A 17593-nucleotide genomic window follows, 5' to 3' on the forward strand; every position below is an offset into this window, starting at 1 on the left:
GAGGTGAAGAGAATTGATCCGGGATCGAGGAAGAATCAAGTGGACATCCATGATGCTCCCCGAGCACGTGAAGCTCCTGAGGGATTGGGCAAAGGAAGATACACACGAAAAGAGGATCGAACTGGATGAGCAGGAGCTTGACAGGATGAATGAAGTCGTGGCAGAGGCGATGGAGTTTGGCAGAATGGTATCGATCACCCATTATGTGAAGCACCGTCATCAATTATCAATCGGAACCGTCCATCATGTCGACCCATTGGACGGGAAACTGCACGTCGTAGACAGGTTCGAAGACATACACTATATTCCACTGGCAAGCGTTGTGGACATTCGTTTTTTCGACTGACCTAATGAAAAGAGAGACTTCGGGTGAAGTCTCTCTTTTCATTCCATTTACTCTTCGTCCAATACCTTTTCTGCACGCACACATGATTCAAATTTCCCTTTGTGAGAAGCGTCGCAAAACGGCATGTTGGTTGATAGACCGCAGCGGCAAAGCGTGAACACTTGTTTCGTTGGAAATACATTTCCGTCAGCATCAATCAGTTCCACATCACCGCTTACGCGAAAAGAACCGTTATCATTCACTTTAATTTGAGCTTTTGTCATGAAAACCCACCCTTTCTAGAAAATACAAAAGAATCCCCACTATCGATAGTAAGATGAAAAGAGTAAAAAAGCAATATTCTAAAAGGAACAAATGAAATGTGATAGGATAAAGGACAGAGGAGGTCATCGAATGAAAATCCAACTAACGAACGAAGCAACCCAAAAGATCGAGAATAAAATAGAAAACAAACAAGGTCACCTGAAACTAAAATATGATACAGAAGGCTGCGGCTGTGTGGTAAGCGGCATTCCTACCCTGTGGTTTGTCCATCACCCTGTGGAAGGGGAAGATATCAAGATCGACACGAACAGTTATCCAATACTCGTAGAAAAATCAAAGATGGTCTTTCTTGATGAAGAGCTGAAAATCGATTTTTCTTCCCAAAGCAATACATTCCAATTAAAAAGCCCCGCTCAGATCATCAATGGGAGAATGAACTTTTTGATGTACCCTGAGGAATAGAACACAAAAGCTCCGGTCACATGCCGGAGCTTTTGTAATCTTAAAACCAAAAATACGTACAAAATAAAACAATGAAACCGAAAACCGAAAAGAGGAGAGTCCCTGTAAAAAACGGGGAGCGGACCGGCTTGAAAATCCTTATAGGAGAAGAGAGCCCGAATTTTTTCAAAAATAACAAGTCTGTATTCATATTGAAGTGAGCATGGTAGGGGATCACCCAGATGAAAAATAGGAAGGCGGTGCAAGAGATGAACAGGGCATCCAAAAAAGCCAGGTTGAAAAAGAAATAGACAGTAAGAAGAAAAAGAATTTCAATGAAAAAGGTAAGGAAGAAGAGAAAGAGCTGCTGACGAAAGGCGGTTAATTTGACAATGAAATAGTCCTCAAATCTTCCCCACAAAGAAGCGAAGATGGCGATAAGCGCGATCCCTCCAAAGATATTCCCGAAGGCCAATGCAATCTCTCTCATAAAATCCACCCCATGTAAAAAACGATTTAAATTAATATTAACATATAATTCCAATTTATGAGTGATTAGTGAAGATTGTCCATTACTCCGCCAACAGCTCTTCAAACATCCCCGCCAAAGAGACCCCGGTTTTCCATCCATCATGTCCATCCCCTACAGACCAGCACGCAGACAGAATGGAATGACAAAATCCATATTGAAGCAGCCGCTCATAAGAGAGGGAAAGGAGGGAAGCGATAGTCTCTGTCCTATATCGGAGCAGCTTTAACGGGGCATCCCATTTCTCCCATTCATTCAACATAAACTGAATGCAGTCATACTCCCTTTCGCCGATCAATCCTTTGGGATCGATGGATGTCCAACCGGAAGAAGCGGAGTAGAGTATGTTTCCGTGATGAAGATCACCGTGAAGAAGATAGAGATCTGTGGACGTATTCAGCAACTCCGGATAAAGCGCTTCAGCTTTCACGACGAGATGCGGAGGAATGGGACCGGTTCCTCCGTTAAAACGTTCCCGTAACCTCCCGATGCCCTTTGACCAGGATTGAACCGTGGGATAGGGGTGGCGGCTGACAGGTTTATGCCAAAGTCCCTTGGCAGTATGGGTGAAGATAGAGAGGACCTCTTCTTCATCATCAATAGAGTGAAGGGAAGGTCCCGGCATGAGTCGATCTAAAAGGATCCAGCCTTCTTCCTTACTGTAGTCGAGCATCTCCACCATCCCTTTTCCTTGAAAATCCTGTAGGGCATGAAACTCATTGGAAAAATCATTGTTCGGATACCCGATCTTTAAAACGGCATCCCGCTCACGTCCGATCTGGACAGGCACTACAAAGTTATAGCTTAATGAAAAGGGTTCACTGTAGGTTAAATCGAATCGCTTTTTTAATGTGTCCAACAGACCCTCCAAGTGGGATATCCACTCTGGACCTGAATCTCCATACATCGTTTGCATTTTTAACTTGAAATCGGTTGGAATCATGAGACATCTCCCTTGTCGGTTGGTACAAACTGCTCCAGAAATCGTTGGATCACTTCCTCATATTGCTCAGGGTTGTCATTATATGACTGGGCATGGGTCCCGCTGAAGTCGAGGAACAGCTCCTTTGGTCCCTGCTTTTTTTCGAAAAGATCCTTTGTCATTTGAGGCAGGATGAAGTCATCATTTTGGCTATGGATAAATAACACAGGTTTCCGGATGTTTTGAACAACCGAAATAGGAGATAAATCCTTCAGTGTGTATCCCTGTCGCAGCTTCAGCGTACCATCCACGAGGGGAAGGAGGAACTTTGCCGGCATCTTCACTTCAGCATTCATCCGGTAGGCGAGCTGTTCACCGAAGTCGGAGAAGGGACAATCGGCAATATAAAAATCAGCCCGGTCCTCCACACTTCCGGCATAGAGGATCAAAGTCGCAGCTCCCATCGATTCCCCGTGGATCCCGAAGAATACATCGTCCCCTTCCCGGCGGATCAGTTCATCCACAACAGACTTCAGATCGAATTTTTCAAAATAACCGTAGCTTGTTGTCTTGCCGCCGGAGTCCCCGTGACGCCTGTGGTCGTATATCACGGCATTGAACCCCTGTTTGATGAAAAGGTTCATATATTTAATGGAATTCAACTTATTCTCCGTCACCCCATGGGAAAAAATCATGAATTTTTTATGAGGGTGAGGGTTCACGAAAACCGCCTTTATGTCGTATCCATACCGGGAAGGGATCACTACCTCTTCTTTAGGGAGGGAATCATATTCCTCTTCGATCAGCCGGGTCGATTCCGTTTCACGTGCCCGGATGAAGTCATCCCCTTTTTTCGGTAAATACATAAATCGATTGGTTATATAAACTCCAAGCAGACCGATGAAAGAAAGGGTCCCGCCCAGAATCGCAAGTTTTTTTCGCATGTCGTCACCTCAAGGAACATCGTTTACTATTATTGTAGCAAAAGAAGGAAAAAAGAGGAATTTTGAAGACGTAAAAAAAGTGCCTCAGAGAGAGACACTTCATGGTGAATGAGATCTGACATTACGATTTTGCATTTTGTCCTTTAGCAGGATGAATGGCTTTATCCAATTCTTCTTTCGCCATGGTGTTAGAAACCGTATCTGCATTCGGTTTGCCTTTTTGACTGAATCCTTTATCGCGTTTTTGGCTCATGTGACTCATCTCCTTAAAGGTTATCCTCTTTAGAATGCTCGGAGGAGAGAGGACATATGCACTACTGATTCAATTCATAAAGGCGGTAATAACCGCTTTCCACAGGACGGCTGATATGAGGTTTCACGACGTCGATGGCAAGGGCGAGTTTCTCAAGGTCAACCCCTGTGGAAACCCCCATTTCCTCAAGCATAAATACGACATCCTCCGTCGCGACATTCCCTGTTGCACCGGGGGCGAAAGGGCAGCCTCCGAGTCCGCCTGCACTTGTGTCAAAGCGGTCGACTCCCGCTTCAAGCGACGCAAGGATATTCGCGAGCGCCATCTTACGGGTGTCATGGAAATGTGCCGTAAGCAGTGTGTCGGGTAATTCTTGTTTCAGTAATGAAAAGAGATGATAGGCTTCAGACGGATTGGCCCGTCCCACCGTATCGGCGACACTCAATTCATCCACACCTAATGAAACGAATTCCTTACAAAGGGAAAGAGTATCTTCCGGTAAGATCTTCCCTTCGTATGGACAGTAGAAAGCGGTCGAAATGCAGGCTCTCACGAAATAGCCCTTTTCTTTCAGCTCCGCAATGAGAGGAGCCAGTCCTATCATGGCTTCCTCAGTCGTTTTATTAATGTTTTTTTGATTGAAGGAATTGCTGACACCGACAAAGACGGCTACAGAACGGCATCCCGTTTCATATACACGCTCAATCCCTCTTTTATTTGGTGCAAGAACGATATCACGTGAATCCATGGTCATGCAGGCATCGACAATCTCACCTGCATCCTGCATTTGTGGAACCCATTTAGGGGAAACAAACGAAGTCAGCTCCATTTCGTTCACACCTGATTGTTTCAACCGAAGAATAAATTCTTTTTTAACGTCCGTCGGGACAAAGTTCTTTTCATTTTGCAAGCCGTCTCTCGGACCTACTTCAATGATTGTGGCTTTTTTAGGTAAGTTCATCATTTCACTCCTCCCCCTCTATTTTAAGAAAATTTCGACATATAAATCAATATAAAAATTTTTTGGCGAATTTAGAGGAATTTAACCGCTTACATAGAATGAGTTAAAGTGGAACTGTTTTATAGGTAATGAATAGGCAAGCACATCAGTCAGAAGAGAAAGGGAGGAAGAACGATGTCGAATGAAGTTGTCATTGTGAGTGCAGTACGCACGGCCATCGGAAGTTTTAACGGATCTTTAAAAGGTATTTCCGCTCCGGAACTTGGAGCGATTGTCATTAAAGATGCCCTGGAGAAGGCTGGTTTAAGTGGTAATGATGTTGATGAAGTGATCATGGGGAATGTGTTGCAGGCAGGGTTGGGACAGAACCCGGCTCGTCAAGCATCCAGCAAAGCGGGACTGCCTGAACAGGTACCTGCCATGACGATTAATAAAGTGTGTGGATCAGGATTAAAAACGGTTCATCTCGCAACACAGGCAATCCTTTCTGGGGATGCAGATATCATCGTTGCAGGTGGAATGGAAAATATGAGTCAGGCTCCATATCTATTAAAAGGAGCTAGAGAAGGATATAAGATGGGGGATCAGAAAGTCGTCGACAGCATGATATCAGACGGTTTATGGTGTGCCTTTAATGATTACCATATGGGTGTGACGGCAGAAAATCTATGTGACCGTTACTCTCTCTCAAGAGAAGAACAGGACGAATTCGCTGCATGGAGTCAGCAAAAAGCTGCTGCGGCCATTGAATCCGGCCGATTTGATGATGAAATCGTTCCGGTTTCCATCCCGCAGCGAAAAGGGGATCCGGTTGTGTTCAAGCAGGATGAGTTCCCACGTAAAGGGTCAACGGCCGAGAAATTATCAGGTTTGCGGGCTGCATTCAAAAAGGATGGATCGGTGACAGCAGGTAATGCATCGGGCATCAATGATGGGGCCGCTGCTGTTGTCGTCATGTCCAGGAAGAAAGCAGACGAACTTGGCATCACCCCTCTCGTGACGATTAAAGGGAACGCCAATGCCGGTGTAGATCCGAGCGTCATGGGTATCGGACCGGTTGCCGCCGTTAAAAAAGTATTGGAAAAAACAAAGATGACAATTGAGGATATGGAATTAATTGAAGCAAATGAAGCATTTGCCGCTCAATCATTGGCGGTGGATAAAGAGCTTCAATTCAAAAAGGATGCCCTTAATGTGAACGGGGGAGCCATAGCACTTGGTCACCCGATTGGAGCCAGCGGAACACGAATCCTCGTGACGCTGATCCATGAGATGAAGAAAAGAGGCGTCCAAAACGGACTCGCTACCCTTTGCATCGGTGGAGGACAGGGAGTAGCAACCGTTGTTGAACTTAATAAATAAGGAATGGGAAAATCCATAATCAAGGAGGGAATACAATGAAAGAAGTATACACTTCATATGATGAAGCGGTGGCAGATATTCACGATGGAGCAACATTGATGGTTGGAGGATTCGGCCTGTGCGGGATCCCTGAAAAGCTCATTCTTGCCCTTGTGGAAAAAGGAGTGAAAAACCTGACCGTCATTTCCAATAACTGTGGGGTAGACGATTGGGGCCTGGGTTTATTACTGAAAAATAAGCAGATTGATAAGATGATAGGTTCTTATGTCGGCGAAAACAAAGAATTTGAAAGACAGGTATTATCAGGTGAGCTTGAAGTGGAATTGGTTCCCCAGGGGACGCTTGCCGAGAAGATCCGCGCAGGTGGGGCAGGGATCCCTGCATTCTATACGCCTGCAGGAGTCGGGACACCGGTAGCGGAAGGGAAAGAAACACGCACATTTAATGGAAAAGAATATCTGCTGGAAGAAGCCTATACAGCCGACTTCTCACTTGTACGTGCGTGGAAAGCCGATAAGATGGGGAATCTGATCTACAACAAAACGGCTCAGAACTTTAATCCGATGATTGCAGCTGCGGGGAAAGTGACGATTGCCGAAGTGGAAGAACTGGTTGAAATCGGGGACATCAACCCGAATGAAGTGCACACACCGAGCATCTACGTGCAGCGTCTGATACAGGCCGAGCAGGAAAAACGGATTGAAAGAAGAACAGTGAGACAAGCATAGAAGGGAGAGTGGAACGGGATGGATCGTGCCAAAATGCGTGAAAGAATTGCAAGAAGAGCGGAAAAGGAAATAGAAGATGGTTTCTATGTCAACTTAGGAATCGGGATGCCTACACTGGTTGCCAACTACATTACAGAAAACAAACAGGTTGTCCTTCAATCTGAAAATGGATTACTCGGAATCGGACCATATCCGGGTGAAGATGAAGTCGATGCCGACCTCATCAATGCCGGAAAAGAGACTGTTACGGCGATTCCGGGCTCCTCTTACTTTGATAGCTCGGAGTCATTCGGAATGATTCGCGGCGGGCATATCAATATCGCCATCCTTGGTGGAATGGAAGTAGCCGAAAACGGGGACCTTGCCAACTGGATGATCCCGGGGAAAATGATCAAAGGGATGGGCGGAGCGATGGATCTTGTTCACGGAGCCCAGCGCATCATCGTCATCATGGAGCATGTCAATAAGGTCGGTGAAAGCAAGATCCTGAAAGAATGCACCCTGCCTCTGACAGGAAAAGGCGTCGTTGACCGCATCATCACGGATCGCGCCGTAATGGACGTCACGGATGAAGGACTGCTCCTTCGCGAAGTAGCCAACGGCTTCTCTGTGGAGGATATCCAATCATCCACGGATGCGACGTTGATTGTCGGGGATGATGTAGCACTCGAAGCGTATTGATGGAGAGCCGGTTAGAAGGGGAAACCCTTTTACCGGCTTTTTATTATTTTTGGAAAAGCAGTATAGTAAGTCTGTCAGGTAATAACCGGAATTACTCCGTTAATCTTCACCTTTGACTAAATTCCAAAAAAGATTTATAACTATGACAGATAGGGGGAATCAGCACATGTCCAAGAAAAAGAAACAGGAAGCAGAAATGACGTTAAAGAATTCCATCAACGGGGACCTCTTCGAACAACTGAAGCAGAAGAAGGCTGAGCTTGAAAAAGTGGAATCTGTGAAGAAGGAAGAGGAGCGCCTTAAAAAAATAGAAGAGAAAAAGCAACGTGAGAAAAACAAGAGTTTTGAAGAGTTGTTGAATGAAAGCAACATGGATTGGAAGAGTTACAAGGATTGATGCGGGATGTGAAAGTTGTGCCTCATCAAGCAGACTGGCAAGAGAAATTTGAAGAAGAAAAACGTGAACTGACAAATCTATTGCCTGACGTAGCCATCCATCATATCGGTTCAACTTCCGTACCGGGCTTAGCCGCTAAACCGATTATAGACATAATGATAGAAGTCCCAAGCTTAGAGAGGGTTGATGAACTTAGAGAACAATTCAATCAACTGGGGTTTGTCGGAAAAGGTGAGAATGGTATCCCGAACCGCCGCTACTTCTATAAAGGAGAAGGAAATGAGCGAGCCGTCCATCTTCATATTTTTCCTTATGGAATCGACCATGTGACCAGGCACTTGGCGTTTCGTGATTATTTAAGGGAATTTGACGGGGAAGCAAAACGGTATGGTGACCTGAAATCAATGCTTGCAAAGAAGTTCCCACACGATATGGAAGGCTACATTCAAGGGAAAGATCAATTTGTGAAGAACCTTGAGAAAAAGGCGTTAAGCTGGAATGAAAAAAATAAGCGGGCAGGGAACCAATAAACCCTGACCCGCTTATTTTTTTCTCAGTCCCTATGTTGCTCATATCGTGATATTTTTGTTAATTGTTTTAGCATCTCAAGCTCATTTGAAGATAGAGGTTCTGATTTGACAGCCTCGATGTTTTCCTGAAGCTGTTGGACAGAACTCGCTCCCGGGATGACAGCGCCCACCGACTCATGAGCGAGAATATATTGAAGGGCAAGCTCGTTCATTGAACGGTTGTCCCCCATTTTCCCATTGATGGACTTCAGTGTTTCTTCAAGCTCTTGATAAGAATAATCCAGATAGCCATCTTCCTTCATTTTCGCAGAAGCTTTGGATAACATCTTTTCGGAAAGAAGTCCTTTTGCCAAAGGACCCCGCGCTACGATACTCACCTTATTCTCATCGAGCAGTTCCATCCATTCTTCCGGTCGGCGGTCCAGTAAGCTGTACTGCATCATGACGCTATCAATGGAAGAAGAACGTAAGAATCGCTTGATGACATTCGGCCGGATGGAAGAGATGCCGTAATAGCGAATCAGCCCTTCTTTCTTCAATTCTTCAAATGCCTCGATCGTTTCTTCAAAATCGTCTTCGATCGTGCCTCCATGAAGCTGATAAAGGTCGATATAGTCCACTTTCAAGCGGGAAAGGCTGTCCTTCACGGCAGACTTGATATAGGATTTGGAAGGGTCCCAGCGCCAGCCATCCTCGACATCATTCCAGCGGTTTCCACCTTTTGTGGCCAGGATGATGTCGTCCCGGACACCGCGAATGGCATTGCCGACGATTTCTTCATTTTGGCCAAAGTCATATAAATCAGCAGTATCAAGATAATTGATTCCATTTTCTAAAGCGTGCTGCACAATTTCCTTCGCGGCGCTCTCTTCGGTTCCAAGAGACATACATCCGAGCCCCATCTTAGATACAAATAAATCGGAGTTTCCTATTTTTCTTTTTTCCATGGTATCCGTCCTTTCGACATTAGCACTCTCTATTATATTAACGAAAGTGAGGTCGAATAAACAAAGAAAACGGTCGGATTCAACGATTTGCGTCGATCCATTCCTTCACAGTGGAGTAGGTATGATTATATTCCTTCAGCTTCGCCTTGATTTCCCATGCCTTCCCTACCAGAATGATCCGGTCCTTCTCAGCAATCACCTTCAAGGGTTTTCACCTCGATCCTCGAATGGGATATGGTAAAATGTATGAGGACAAGGTCAATGACAGAACAAGGAGAGTTGAACGATGAAAAAATTTGAAGAAAAAACGATTACAACAGAAACGATCTATCAAGGGAAAATCATTGATCTTCAAGTGGATGAAGTCGAGCTTCCAAACGGCAAGACATCCAAGCGGGAACTGATCAAGCACCCTGGAGCTGTTGCCGTTATTGCTTTAACACCAGAAGGGAAACTTGTCATGGTGGAGCAATATCGTAAAGCGCTGGAGAAATCCATCATCGAAATTCCAGCCGGGAAGCTTGAACCGGGGGAAGAGCCGGATAAAACCGCCCTGCGTGAATTGGAAGAAGAAACGGGTTATGGATGTGGGCATCTGGAACATTTGATTTCATTTTATACGTCGCCTGGATTTGCAGACGAGCTTGTTCACTTGTATATAGCTCATGATATTTATCCTATTCACGAATCAAAAGAAGCGGATGAAGATGAATTTGTCGAGTTGATTGAAGTGACAGTAGAAGATGCACTGCAGCTCATCAAAGAACAGAAGATTTATGATGCGAAAACGGCGTATGCGGTTCAATATTTGCAGCTGCAGAAGCTTGGGAAATAAGAGGAAATGGTGAAGGAAAGCTGGACTCCTGTCGAAATGGGGTCCAGCTTTTTGGCAGGTATTGGTAAAAAAACGCAAATAATGAATAAATGACGCAATAAAGATGGAATTTGACGCAATAAATAAAAAAATGACGCACTCACCCTCGATTTTGACGCAATTATCCCCGTGGAGGTGCAAACGGACCTTCAAATTACTTTCCTCAAAGCCACAAACACCCCCTGAAAGTATCTTTCTTCTAAAAGATTGATATTATTAGTTGAAAAATCTCTTAAAGCTACTATTTTTTCTCTAAAAGAGGAAAGGAAGAACTGATTTAAATAGTACTAGTCTTCAAAATGATGGTATGTATATTCACCAACAGGTACACCGCCGTAAATTTACAAATGAGACCCAAAAGAGGCTAACCTTATTCCATACAGGAATCAACTTTTAATCATATCTCCTGGAATCAGGGAATACACACACGTATCATGTGCATCAATACCGTTCTCATCAAGGTGATCATGCCTTAAAATCCCCTCCAGCTTGAACCCGAGTCTCTCAGGGACCTTCCGTGAAGCCGCATTTCTCTCATCACAACGAATCTCAACCCGCTTACAGGAGAGGTCGTTTAGTGCGAAACGGGTCAGCTCCTTCACTGCCTCAACAATATACCCTTTTTTCGTGTACCTTGTATGAAGCCAATACCCGATTTCCACTTTAGGAACGTCCCAGTCAATACGGTGAAGTCCTGTAGATCCGATGAATTCGTCCGTTTCTTTCAAATAAATATGTAATCTGATGTCGGTCTTTTGAAGGAATTCTGCATAGGAATCCCGTACCCCGGCTTCCACTTCTTCAAGGGTTTGTTCTTTACGGGCAAAGGGAAGCCATGGTTTTAATTCCTCCCTGGATTCAGATACCGCTTTAAACACGGCAGGTCCGTCCCCGGGCATGCACGGTCTAATAGATAAGCGGGGAGTTTCGATACGTTCAGGGAACTCGATTAGGCTGGGGTTCTTCATAGTATGTTCCTCCACTTCCACAATAGGTTTCTATGATTATACGTTTATCCCTATGGAAGTTCAATAGAATAGAATAAACGTGGCGGGCCTGACATATAGATTAGTAATCGATATCTAGGAGGAGCACTGTGATGCGCAAAAAAATGTCAAATTCAAATCCACTCGTTCAACATGTACAAGCACATTCCTCAATCTATTTATTTATCATTACATTGTTTTTAATGGGGATCATTTTTGGTGCGATTGTCGTGAATTCATTATCATTTGCCCAAAAGGAAGACCTTTATTTCTATTTAAGTAAGTTCTTTAGTGAGATGGAGGATGGAAGTATGACGTCAGCGGAAGAGCTCTTCCGTCAGAGTTTCCTCCATAATGTGAAGTATCTCGGGTTGATGTGGCTCCTCGGGATCTCGATCATCGGATTGCCCCTCATCTTCGTCCTATTATTTATGAAGGGTGTCGTCGTTGGCTTTTCCGTCGGGTTCCTCGTGAATCAAATGGGCTGGAGCGGATTTTTATTGTCTTTTGTGAGCGTGCTGCCACAAAATATTATCATCATTCCGGCATTCATCTTCATCGGGGCGATCAGCGCGAACTTCTCCCTGACATTGATACGGAAGATCTTTATGAGGCACACGTCGTCCCTGCAGTTCCAGATGATCCCGTTTCTGTCCAGGTACGTCATCTTCATGGTGGTGGCCATCGGTATTGTCACCATTGCCGCAAGTATTGAAGCCTATCTTTCACCTACTTTAATGGAAGCGGTCATAGGGAAAATTAAATAAAACGATTCTTATATAAGAATCGTTTTATTTGTTTGATTATAATTATTTTATTTTGCTTATTCCTCCCTTTTTGATATAATAGTAAAGAAATTGACGAGGGAGGAGAGGACTATGGAAAGCCGCATTGAACGAATAAAAAAACTGCTTCATTCTGCCAGCTACAAGCTTACGCCACAGCGCGAAGCTACGGTACGCGTGTTATTGGAACATGAAGAAGATCACCTCAGCGCCGAAGATGTATACCTCCTCGTTAAGGAAAAATCTCCGGAAATTGGACTGGCGACCGTATATCGTACATTGGAATTGCTGTCTGAACTGAAAATTGTAGATAAAATCAATTTTGGCGATGGTGTATCGCGTTATGACCTGAGGCAAGAAGGGGCAGCCCACTTCCATCACCATTTAGTATGCATTGAATGTGGAGCTGTTGATGAAATTCAAGATGATCTCTTAGAAGACGTGGAAACGATTGTCGAACGAGACTGGAAGTTTAAAATAAAAGACCACCGCCTCACCTTTCATGGCATTTGTTCCAGATGTCAGGATAAAGAAGAGGATCCAGAAGAATAAGATGATGCCGAAAAGCCTTAAAGACCCCTGTGTTGTTTCTGAAATCGGAAACCTCCCATACATACTCTTTAAGGCTTTTTTCATACTCTCCCGGAATTTTTCACGGTTTCTGACTCCATAAGGTATAAAACGGTTTAAAATCGTCATAGCTTGTATTAATAAGCAAGCGAATATGGAGGACGACAGGATGATAAAAGGGGTTCAAATGGTATGGCAGACCATTAAGGTGTTTATTTTATTTACGGGTTCAACGATTTTGTTCTACTATGGTATCATGTGGATAAGCGAAGAATACGAAGGTTATCACAAATATGATGAGCCAGAGGGAGCAGCGGTAAAGGTTTATTCTTCCGTGACAGAGGAAGAAAGCCATTGGTATGACCGATTATTATTTTTTTATATGAACGGGGAGTAATGCAGTGTGGAAGACCATATTCAAGATTTCATGCACTTTTTAATAGTAGAAAAAGGGCTTGCAAAAAATACGATCGAGTCGTATCAACGCGATTTAAAGAATTATGCCTTATATTTATCGAAGGTTGAGGAAGTTGCGGAATTAAATGCCGTTTCACGGGTCAATATTCTTCAATTCCTCGGCCATTTGAAAAATCAGGGGAAATCTTCAAAGACCGTTGCCCGTCACGTGGCATCGATCCGGTCCTTTCATCAATTCCTATTGAGGGAAAAGACGACGGAACAAGATCCGACTGTTCATATCGAGACACCGAAGACTGAGAGGACACTCCCGAGGATCTTGAGCATAGCTGAAGTGGAGGCTTTACTCGAAGCCCCTGAAGAATCGACACCTTTAGGGATGAGGGACAAGGCAATGCTTGAGCTTCTTTATGCGACGGGGATACGGGTAAGCGAGCTCATCCAGCTTCAATTGGAAGACGTCCATTTGACCATGGGATTTGTCCGGTGCATAGGAAAAGGGAACAAAGAGCGGATTATCCCGATTGGGCAGACGGCCATGGATGTCCTCGAGAAATACTTAGGTGATGCACGATTGAAATTACGGAGCAAGAAGCATCGTGATGATCATTTATTTTTGAATCACCATGGAAAAGGACTGACAAGACAAGGCTTCTGGAAGAATTTAAAGGCCCTTGCCAAGAAAGCCAATATTGAGAAGGATTTGACGCCTCATACGCTTCGCCATTCATTTGCCACTCATTTGTTGGAGAATGGGGCGGATCTCAGGGCAGTTCAGGAAATGCTTGGTCATGCAGACATTTCCACGACCCAAATCTATACACATGTCACGAAAACACGCTTAAAGGATGTCTATTCGCAATTCCATCCAAGAGCTTAATAGAATGAAGAGGGATTCCATAAAGAAATTACGCTTCTTTAAGGGATCTCTCTTGTTTTTTTTGAAAGGGAAAAGTAGAATATAGATGTCAGACTTCTGACGTTAAATCCTGTCGATTGCTTCAAAGCAGATAAGGGTAAGATACGTTTGAAGGTCGAAAATGTAACCGCTTTTTTTAAAAGGATTAATATTTAGGAGGCTTACTATAATGAGTAACTATACATACAAACGGGTTCACTTGATCGTAATGGATTCTGTCGGTATCGGCGAAGCGCCTGATGCAGAACTGTTTAACGACAAGGGAACGGATACGCTCGGTCATATTGCTGAACACATGAATGGACTGAAGATGCCGAATATCGGGAAGCTCGGTCTTTCCAATATTAAAGAAGTAAAGGGCATTGAAAAGGCCGACAAACCTCTTGCATACTACACAAAAATGCAGGAAGCGTCAGTCGGGAAGGACACGATGACCGGCCATTGGGAAATCATGGGCCTGAATATCGATAAGCCGTTCAAGACATACCCGGATGGTTTTCCGGAAAAATTGATTCAAAGACTTGAAGCCGAAACAGGCAGGACGATCATCGGAAACAAGCCTGCGAGTGGCACTGAAATCATTGAAGAACTGGGAAAAGAGCATATGGAAACAGGAGCTCTCATTGTGTATACATCTGCAGACCCCGTTCTTCAAATCGCAGCTCATGAAGACATCATTCCGATAGAAGAGCAGTACAAAATCTGTGAGATTGCCCGTGAAATCACGAAAGAAGAGGAATACCTCGTCGGACGTGTGATTGCCCGTCCGTTCGTGGGTGAACCAGGAGAGTTCAAACGGACATCCAATCGTCACGACTATGCGTTGAAGCCGTTTGATCGTACGGTCATGAATGAAATGAAAGATTCAGGCCTGGACGTGATCGCCATCGGAAAGATTTCTGATATCTACAATGGTGAAGGTGTGACCGATTCGATCCGTACGAAGCATAATATGGACGGAATGGACGGTTTCATCAAAACATTCGATCAGTCCTTCACGGGTCTAAGCTTCCTGAATCTTGTGGACTTTGATGCGTTATACGGACATCGTCGTGATCCCAAAGGCTACGGGGAAGCATTGGAAGAGTTTGATGCGCGACTGCCGGAAGTGTTTGATAAAATGACGGAAGATGATCTTCTCATCATCACGGCCGATCATGGAAATGACCCTACTGCACCGGGGACAGATCATACGAGGGAGTATGTTCCACTTCTTGTATATTCCAAACGATTCAAAGAAGGGAAGGAGCTGCCGATTTCCGAGACATTCGCAGATATCGGAGCAACGGTTGCTGATAACTTTAATGTGAAAATGCCGAAGTTCGGACAAAGCTTCCTGACTCAATTGAAATAAGGGAAAGAAAAAATACTAGTGGGAGAGAGGAATGAAGCGGAAAGCTCATCTCCTCCTCTTTACGTTTGAAAAGGAGTAATAAGATGAATTACGAAAACATCCAAAATGCAGCAAATCATTTGAAAAATCAATATACAGGACAGCCTAAGGTCGGATTGATCCTTGGATCCGGACTTGGTGTACTGGCAGATGAAATCCAGAACTCTGTGAAAATCCCTTATAAGGAAATTCCTGATTTCCCTGTTTCAACAGTGGCAGGACATGCGGGACAGCTTGTGTTCGGACAATTAGCCGGACAGGAAGTTGTCGCTATGCAGGGGCGTTTCCATTACTATGAAGGGTATGGATTCGATAAAGTGACATTCCCCGTACGCGTCATGAAAGAGTTGGGCGTGGAAGTGCTGATTGTGACAAATGCAGCCGGGGGCGTGAACGAAAGCTTCCAGGCAGGGGATTTGATGCTGATTTCCGATCATATCAACAATATGGGTGGCAATCCCCTCATTGGAGCGAATGATTCCCGCTTAGGGCCGAGATTCCCGGATATGTCAGAGGCTTATTGTAAAGAACTTCGTCAAAAAGCGAAAGAAATCGCCGGGAAATTATCCATTGAAGTGCAGGAAGGTGTTTATGTAGGAAATACCGGTCCCACGTATGAAACGCCAGCTGAAGTCCGCCTTGCCCGTACCCTGGGTGGAGATGCAGTCGGAATGTCAACGGTACCTGAAGTCATCGTGGCCCGCCATGCAGGAATCAAGGTATTGGGGATTTCATGCATTTCAAACATGGCTGCAGGGATTCTGGACCAGCCTCTTTCCCATGATGAAGTCATGGAAACGACGGAAATGGTGCGTGCCAATTTCCTTTCATATGTAAAAGAGATTGTGAAATCATTATAAACGCTGATTAATACTAGAAGAATGGGTGAATACAATGAGAATGGTTGACTTAATAGAGAAGAAACGCGAAGGAAAAGAATTATCTACGGAAGAAATCAAATTCATCGTGGAAGGGTATACAGACGGCACCATCCCCGATTATCAGGTGAGCGCCCTGACGATGGCGATTTTCTTTAAAGATATGAGCGATAGAGAAAGAGCGGACCTGACGATGGCAATGGTGGAATCCGGAGATCAAATTGATCTGTCCGCCATTGAAGGGATCAAAGTGGATAAGCACTCTACAGGAGGAGTCGGTGATACAACGACACTTGTTCTTGGACCACTTGTGGCATCTGTCGGTGTCCCTGTAGCGAAGATGAGCGGAAGGGGTCTTGGTCACACCGGGGGAACCATCGATAAGCTTGAATCCGTAGAAGGATTCCATGTGGAAATCGAAAACGAGGAATTCATCCGCCTTGTGAATAAGAATAAACTTGCCGTCATCGGTCAAAGCGGTAACTTGACACCTGCCGATAAAAAGCTGTATTCCCTGCGTGATGTGACGGCAACGGTCAACAGTATCCCTCTGATTGCAAGCTCGATCATGAGTAAAAAGATTGCAGCGGGTGCCGATGCAATCGTCCTTGACGTGAAGACAGGTGCCGGTGCCTTCATGAAGACGCTTGACGATTCAAAGGACCTTGCCAAAGCAATGGTGAACATCGGGAATAACGTCGGAAGAAAAACGATGGCGGTCATCTCAGACATGAGCCAGCCTCTTGGATATGCGATTGGGAATGCCTTGGAAGTGAAAGAAGCGATCGATACGTTAAAAGGGGAAGGACCTGAGGACTTATCGGAACTGTGCCTGACCCTTGGAAGCCACATGGTATTCCTTGCGGAGAAAGCTTCAACGTTGGAAGAAGCGAGGGCGTTACTACAAAAAGCCATTGAAGACGGTTCAGCTCTTGAGAATTTCAAAATTTTCCTTGAGTCTCAAGGAGGAGATCCATCCGTTGTGGATGAACCATCCAAGCTTCCTCAGGCGGAGTACAAGATCGAGCTTGAAGCGAAACAGGATGGCTATGTATCTGAAATTGTGGCCGATGCAGTCGGAACGGCCGCCATGTGGCTTGGGGCAGGACGCGCAACAAAGGATTCTGTCATCGACCTGGCGGTTGGTCTTGAGCTTCGCAAAAAGATCGGGGATGCGGTCAAAGCCGGGGAATCACTTGCTACTATTTACAGCAACGATGAAAACATCGACAACGTAAAAGAAAAGTTATATGAAAGCATCAAAGTGACATCTGAACATGTGGATGCGCCTACGTTGATTCACACTGAAATCACGGGCTGATTCATTATTTAATCAGGGCCTTTGCCGAGAGGAATATTTCTCTTCGGCAGAGGCTTTTTTTGCGTGAAGAATTTCCGTTTTTTACTATGAAACGCAATCCACCGATAAAATGACAACAGGCATCACTTTTTTACCAATGTTTGTA

Annotated in this window: 24 protein-coding genes; 15 read left to right on the forward strand and 9 right to left on the reverse strand. The window is 44.7% G+C overall.

The window, feature by feature from the left end:
- The first annotated feature begins 13 nt into the window (after positions 1-13).
- Entirely contained in the window at positions 14-346 is a 333-nt protein-coding gene (locus tag AM506_RS09510; RefSeq protein ID WP_060672265.1) for a YolD-like family protein, read from the forward strand.
- Between the two features lie 47 nt (positions 347-393).
- Here AM506_RS09510 and AM506_RS09515 read toward each other — a convergent pair whose 3' ends face one another.
- A complete protein-coding gene (locus AM506_RS09515; RefSeq protein WP_034758155.1) occupies positions 394-609 on the reverse strand; it encodes a CDGSH iron-sulfur domain-containing protein in 216 nt (71 codons plus the stop codon).
- Between the two features lie 130 nt (positions 610-739).
- On the opposite strand from AM506_RS09515, the gene AM506_RS09520 reads away from it, so the two are divergent.
- On the forward strand, positions 740-1072 hold the full coding sequence (locus tag AM506_RS09520; protein ID WP_060672266.1) for an iron-sulfur cluster biosynthesis family protein: 333 nt from the start codon (positions 740-742) through the stop codon (positions 1070-1072).
- A 40-nt stretch (positions 1073-1112) separates the two neighbouring features.
- Here AM506_RS09520 and AM506_RS09525 read toward each other — a convergent pair whose 3' ends face one another.
- The 5 genes from AM506_RS09525 to AM506_RS09540 form a co-directional block, all read right to left on the reverse strand.
- The gene (locus AM506_RS09525) at positions 1113-1541 is read right to left on the reverse strand and encodes a hypothetical protein (protein WP_060672267.1); all 429 of its coding nucleotides are present in this window, start codon (positions 1539-1541) and stop codon (positions 1113-1115) included.
- A gap of 82 nt (positions 1542-1623) precedes the next feature.
- Positions 1624-2523 carry an aminoglycoside phosphotransferase family protein gene (locus AM506_RS09530; RefSeq protein ID WP_060672268.1) on the reverse strand — a complete coding sequence of 300 codons (900 nt, stop codon included), beginning with the start codon at positions 2521-2523 and terminating at the stop codon, positions 1624-1626.
- Complete coding sequence (locus AM506_RS09535; protein ID WP_060672269.1) at positions 2520-3446, reverse strand: alpha/beta hydrolase; 927 nt, start codon at positions 3444-3446, stop codon at positions 2520-2522. The genes AM506_RS09530 and AM506_RS09535 overlap by 4 nt, the downstream gene beginning before the upstream one ends.
- 121 nt (positions 3447-3567) lie before the next feature.
- Positions 3568-3699 (reverse strand): hypothetical protein, encoded by a 132-nt coding sequence (locus AM506_RS23315; protein WP_258261711.1) that lies wholly within the window; start codon positions 3697-3699, stop codon positions 3568-3570.
- Between the two features lie 61 nt (positions 3700-3760).
- Positions 3761-4660 (reverse strand): hydroxymethylglutaryl-CoA lyase, encoded by a 900-nt coding sequence (locus AM506_RS09540; protein WP_060672442.1) that lies wholly within the window; start codon positions 4658-4660, stop codon positions 3761-3763.
- A gap of 174 nt (positions 4661-4834) precedes the next feature.
- Between AM506_RS09540 and AM506_RS09545 the strand changes: the two genes are divergently transcribed.
- The 5 genes from AM506_RS09545 to AM506_RS09565 all read left to right on the forward strand — a co-directional run bounded on the left by AM506_RS09545 (position 4835) and on the right by AM506_RS09565 (position 8358).
- Entirely contained in the window at positions 4835-6022 is a 1188-nt protein-coding gene (locus tag AM506_RS09545) for an acetyl-CoA C-acetyltransferase (RefSeq protein WP_060672270.1), read from the forward strand.
- Between the two features lie 35 nt (positions 6023-6057).
- Entirely contained in the window at positions 6058-6750 is a 693-nt protein-coding gene (locus AM506_RS09550) for a CoA transferase subunit A (RefSeq protein ID WP_034758170.1), read from the forward strand.
- An 18-nt stretch (positions 6751-6768) separates the two neighbouring features.
- A complete protein-coding gene (locus AM506_RS09555; RefSeq protein ID WP_060672271.1) occupies positions 6769-7431 on the forward strand; it encodes a CoA transferase subunit B in 663 nt (220 codons plus the stop codon).
- A gap of 166 nt (positions 7432-7597) precedes the next feature.
- Positions 7598-7828, forward strand: a complete 231-nt coding sequence (locus AM506_RS09560) for a YqkE family protein (RefSeq protein ID WP_082386303.1) — start codon at positions 7598-7600, stop codon at positions 7826-7828.
- The gene (locus AM506_RS09565) at positions 7828-8358 is read left to right on the forward strand and encodes a GrpB family protein (protein ID WP_060672273.1); all 531 of its coding nucleotides are present in this window, start codon (positions 7828-7830) and stop codon (positions 8356-8358) included. Before AM506_RS09560 ends, AM506_RS09565 begins: the two co-directional genes overlap by 1 nt.
- 23 nt (positions 8359-8381) lie before the next feature.
- Here AM506_RS09565 and AM506_RS09570 read toward each other — a convergent pair whose 3' ends face one another.
- Together AM506_RS09570 and mciZ are read right to left on the reverse strand one after the other, a co-directional pair.
- Positions 8382-9305 carry an aldo/keto reductase gene (locus tag AM506_RS09570; protein ID WP_060672274.1) on the reverse strand — a complete coding sequence of 308 codons (924 nt, stop codon included), beginning with the start codon at positions 9303-9305 and terminating at the stop codon, positions 8382-8384.
- A 79-nt stretch (positions 9306-9384) separates the two neighbouring features.
- The gene (gene mciZ / locus AM506_RS09575) at positions 9385-9510 is read right to left on the reverse strand and encodes a Z-ring formation inhibitor MciZ (protein ID WP_060672275.1); all 126 of its coding nucleotides are present in this window, start codon (positions 9508-9510) and stop codon (positions 9385-9387) included.
- An 81-nt stretch (positions 9511-9591) separates the two neighbouring features.
- Between mciZ and AM506_RS09580 the strand changes: the two genes are divergently transcribed.
- Positions 9592-10140 carry an NUDIX hydrolase gene (locus AM506_RS09580; RefSeq protein ID WP_060672276.1) on the forward strand — a complete coding sequence of 183 codons (549 nt, stop codon included), beginning with the start codon at positions 9592-9594 and terminating at the stop codon, positions 10138-10140.
- A 425-nt stretch (positions 10141-10565) separates the two neighbouring features.
- Here AM506_RS09580 and AM506_RS09585 read toward each other — a convergent pair whose 3' ends face one another.
- Positions 10566-11147 carry a GNAT family N-acetyltransferase gene (locus AM506_RS09585; protein WP_060672277.1) on the reverse strand — a complete coding sequence of 194 codons (582 nt, stop codon included), beginning with the start codon at positions 11145-11147 and terminating at the stop codon, positions 10566-10568.
- A 131-nt stretch (positions 11148-11278) separates the two neighbouring features.
- Here AM506_RS09585 and spoIIM point away from each other — a divergent pair, with 131 nt between their 5' ends.
- From spoIIM to AM506_RS09620, 7 genes are all read left to right on the forward strand, one after another.
- The gene (spoIIM, locus tag AM506_RS09590) at positions 11279-11932 is read left to right on the forward strand and encodes a stage II sporulation protein M (protein ID WP_060672278.1); all 654 of its coding nucleotides are present in this window, start codon (positions 11279-11281) and stop codon (positions 11930-11932) included.
- Positions 11933-12043: 111 nt separating this feature from the next.
- Positions 12044-12502 carry a ferric iron uptake transcriptional regulator gene (gene fur, locus AM506_RS09595; RefSeq protein WP_060672279.1) on the forward strand — a complete coding sequence of 153 codons (459 nt, stop codon included), beginning with the start codon at positions 12044-12046 and terminating at the stop codon, positions 12500-12502.
- 187 nt (positions 12503-12689) lie between these two features.
- Positions 12690-12917: a YqzK family protein gene (locus AM506_RS09600; RefSeq protein ID WP_060672280.1), complete on the forward strand. Its 228-nt coding sequence runs from the start codon at positions 12690-12692 to the stop codon at positions 12915-12917.
- Between the two features lie 6 nt (positions 12918-12923).
- The gene (xerD, locus tag AM506_RS09605; RefSeq protein WP_060672281.1) at positions 12924-13817 is read left to right on the forward strand and encodes a site-specific tyrosine recombinase XerD; all 894 of its coding nucleotides are present in this window, start codon (positions 12924-12926) and stop codon (positions 13815-13817) included.
- A gap of 208 nt (positions 13818-14025) precedes the next feature.
- Positions 14026-15210 carry a phosphopentomutase gene (deoB, locus tag AM506_RS09610; RefSeq protein ID WP_060672282.1) on the forward strand — a complete coding sequence of 395 codons (1185 nt, stop codon included), beginning with the start codon at positions 14026-14028 and terminating at the stop codon, positions 15208-15210.
- Positions 15211-15293: 83 nt separating this feature from the next.
- Entirely contained in the window at positions 15294-16109 is an 816-nt protein-coding gene (locus tag AM506_RS09615) for a purine-nucleoside phosphorylase (RefSeq protein ID WP_060672283.1), read from the forward strand.
- A gap of 34 nt (positions 16110-16143) precedes the next feature.
- Positions 16144-17448 carry a pyrimidine-nucleoside phosphorylase gene (locus tag AM506_RS09620; RefSeq protein WP_060672284.1) on the forward strand — a complete coding sequence of 435 codons (1305 nt, stop codon included), beginning with the start codon at positions 16144-16146 and terminating at the stop codon, positions 17446-17448.
- Positions 17449-17593 lie beyond the last annotated feature (145 nt).

Source organism: Rossellomorea vietnamensis, assembly GCF_001305855.1.
GTDB classification, from domain to species: Bacteria; Bacillota; Bacilli; order Bacillales; family Bacillaceae_B; genus Rossellomorea; species Rossellomorea vietnamensis_A.

Coding starts and splice junctions, on each gene's coding strand:
- spoIIM (WP_060672278.1), top strand. CDS start 11,279: ATGCGCAAAAAAATGTCAAATTCAAATCCACTCGTTCAACATGTACAA.
- AM506_RS09550 (WP_034758170.1), top strand. CDS start 6,058: ATGAAAGAAGTATACACTTCATATGATGAAGCGGTGGCAGATATTCAC.
- AM506_RS09580 (WP_060672276.1), top strand. CDS start 9,592: ATGAAAAAATTTGAAGAAAAAACGATTACAACAGAAACGATCTATCAA.
- AM506_RS09515 (WP_034758155.1), bottom strand. CDS start 609: ATGACAAAAGCTCAAATTAAAGTGAATGATAACGGTTCTTTTCGCGTA.
- AM506_RS09545 (WP_060672270.1), top strand. CDS start 4,835: ATGTCGAATGAAGTTGTCATTGTGAGTGCAGTACGCACGGCCATCGGA.
- AM506_RS09565 (WP_060672273.1), top strand. CDS start 7,828: ATGCGGGATGTGAAAGTTGTGCCTCATCAAGCAGACTGGCAAGAGAAA.
- AM506_RS09530 (WP_060672268.1), bottom strand. CDS start 2,523: ATGATTCCAACCGATTTCAAGTTAAAAATGCAAACGATGTATGGAGAT.
- AM506_RS09620 (WP_060672284.1), top strand. CDS start 16,144: ATGAGAATGGTTGACTTAATAGAGAAGAAACGCGAAGGAAAAGAATTA.
- AM506_RS09555 (WP_060672271.1), top strand. CDS start 6,769: ATGGATCGTGCCAAAATGCGTGAAAGAATTGCAAGAAGAGCGGAAAAG.
- AM506_RS09600 (WP_060672280.1), top strand. CDS start 12,690: ATGATAAAAGGGGTTCAAATGGTATGGCAGACCATTAAGGTGTTTATT.
- deoB (WP_060672282.1), top strand. CDS start 14,026: ATGAGTAACTATACATACAAACGGGTTCACTTGATCGTAATGGATTCT.
- AM506_RS09535 (WP_060672269.1), bottom strand. CDS start 3,446: ATGCGAAAAAAACTTGCGATTCTGGGCGGGACCCTTTCTTTCATCGGT.
- AM506_RS23315 (WP_258261711.1), bottom strand. CDS start 3,699: ATGAGCCAAAAACGCGATAAAGGATTCAGTCAAAAAGGCAAACCGAAT.
- AM506_RS09585 (WP_060672277.1), bottom strand. CDS start 11,147: ATGAAGAACCCCAGCCTAATCGAGTTCCCTGAACGTATCGAAACTCCC.
- AM506_RS09520 (WP_060672266.1), top strand. CDS start 740: ATGAAAATCCAACTAACGAACGAAGCAACCCAAAAGATCGAGAATAAA.
- AM506_RS09540 (WP_060672442.1), bottom strand. CDS start 4,660: ATGAACTTACCTAAAAAAGCCACAATCATTGAAGTAGGTCCGAGAGAC.
- AM506_RS09560 (WP_082386303.1), top strand. CDS start 7,598: ATGTCCAAGAAAAAGAAACAGGAAGCAGAAATGACGTTAAAGAATTCC.
- AM506_RS09570 (WP_060672274.1), bottom strand. CDS start 9,305: ATGGAAAAAAGAAAAATAGGAAACTCCGATTTATTTGTATCTAAGATG.
- AM506_RS09525 (WP_060672267.1), bottom strand. CDS start 1,541: ATGAGAGAGATTGCATTGGCCTTCGGGAATATCTTTGGAGGGATCGCG.
- fur (WP_060672279.1), top strand. CDS start 12,044: ATGGAAAGCCGCATTGAACGAATAAAAAAACTGCTTCATTCTGCCAGC.
- AM506_RS09615 (WP_060672283.1), top strand. CDS start 15,294: ATGAATTACGAAAACATCCAAAATGCAGCAAATCATTTGAAAAATCAA.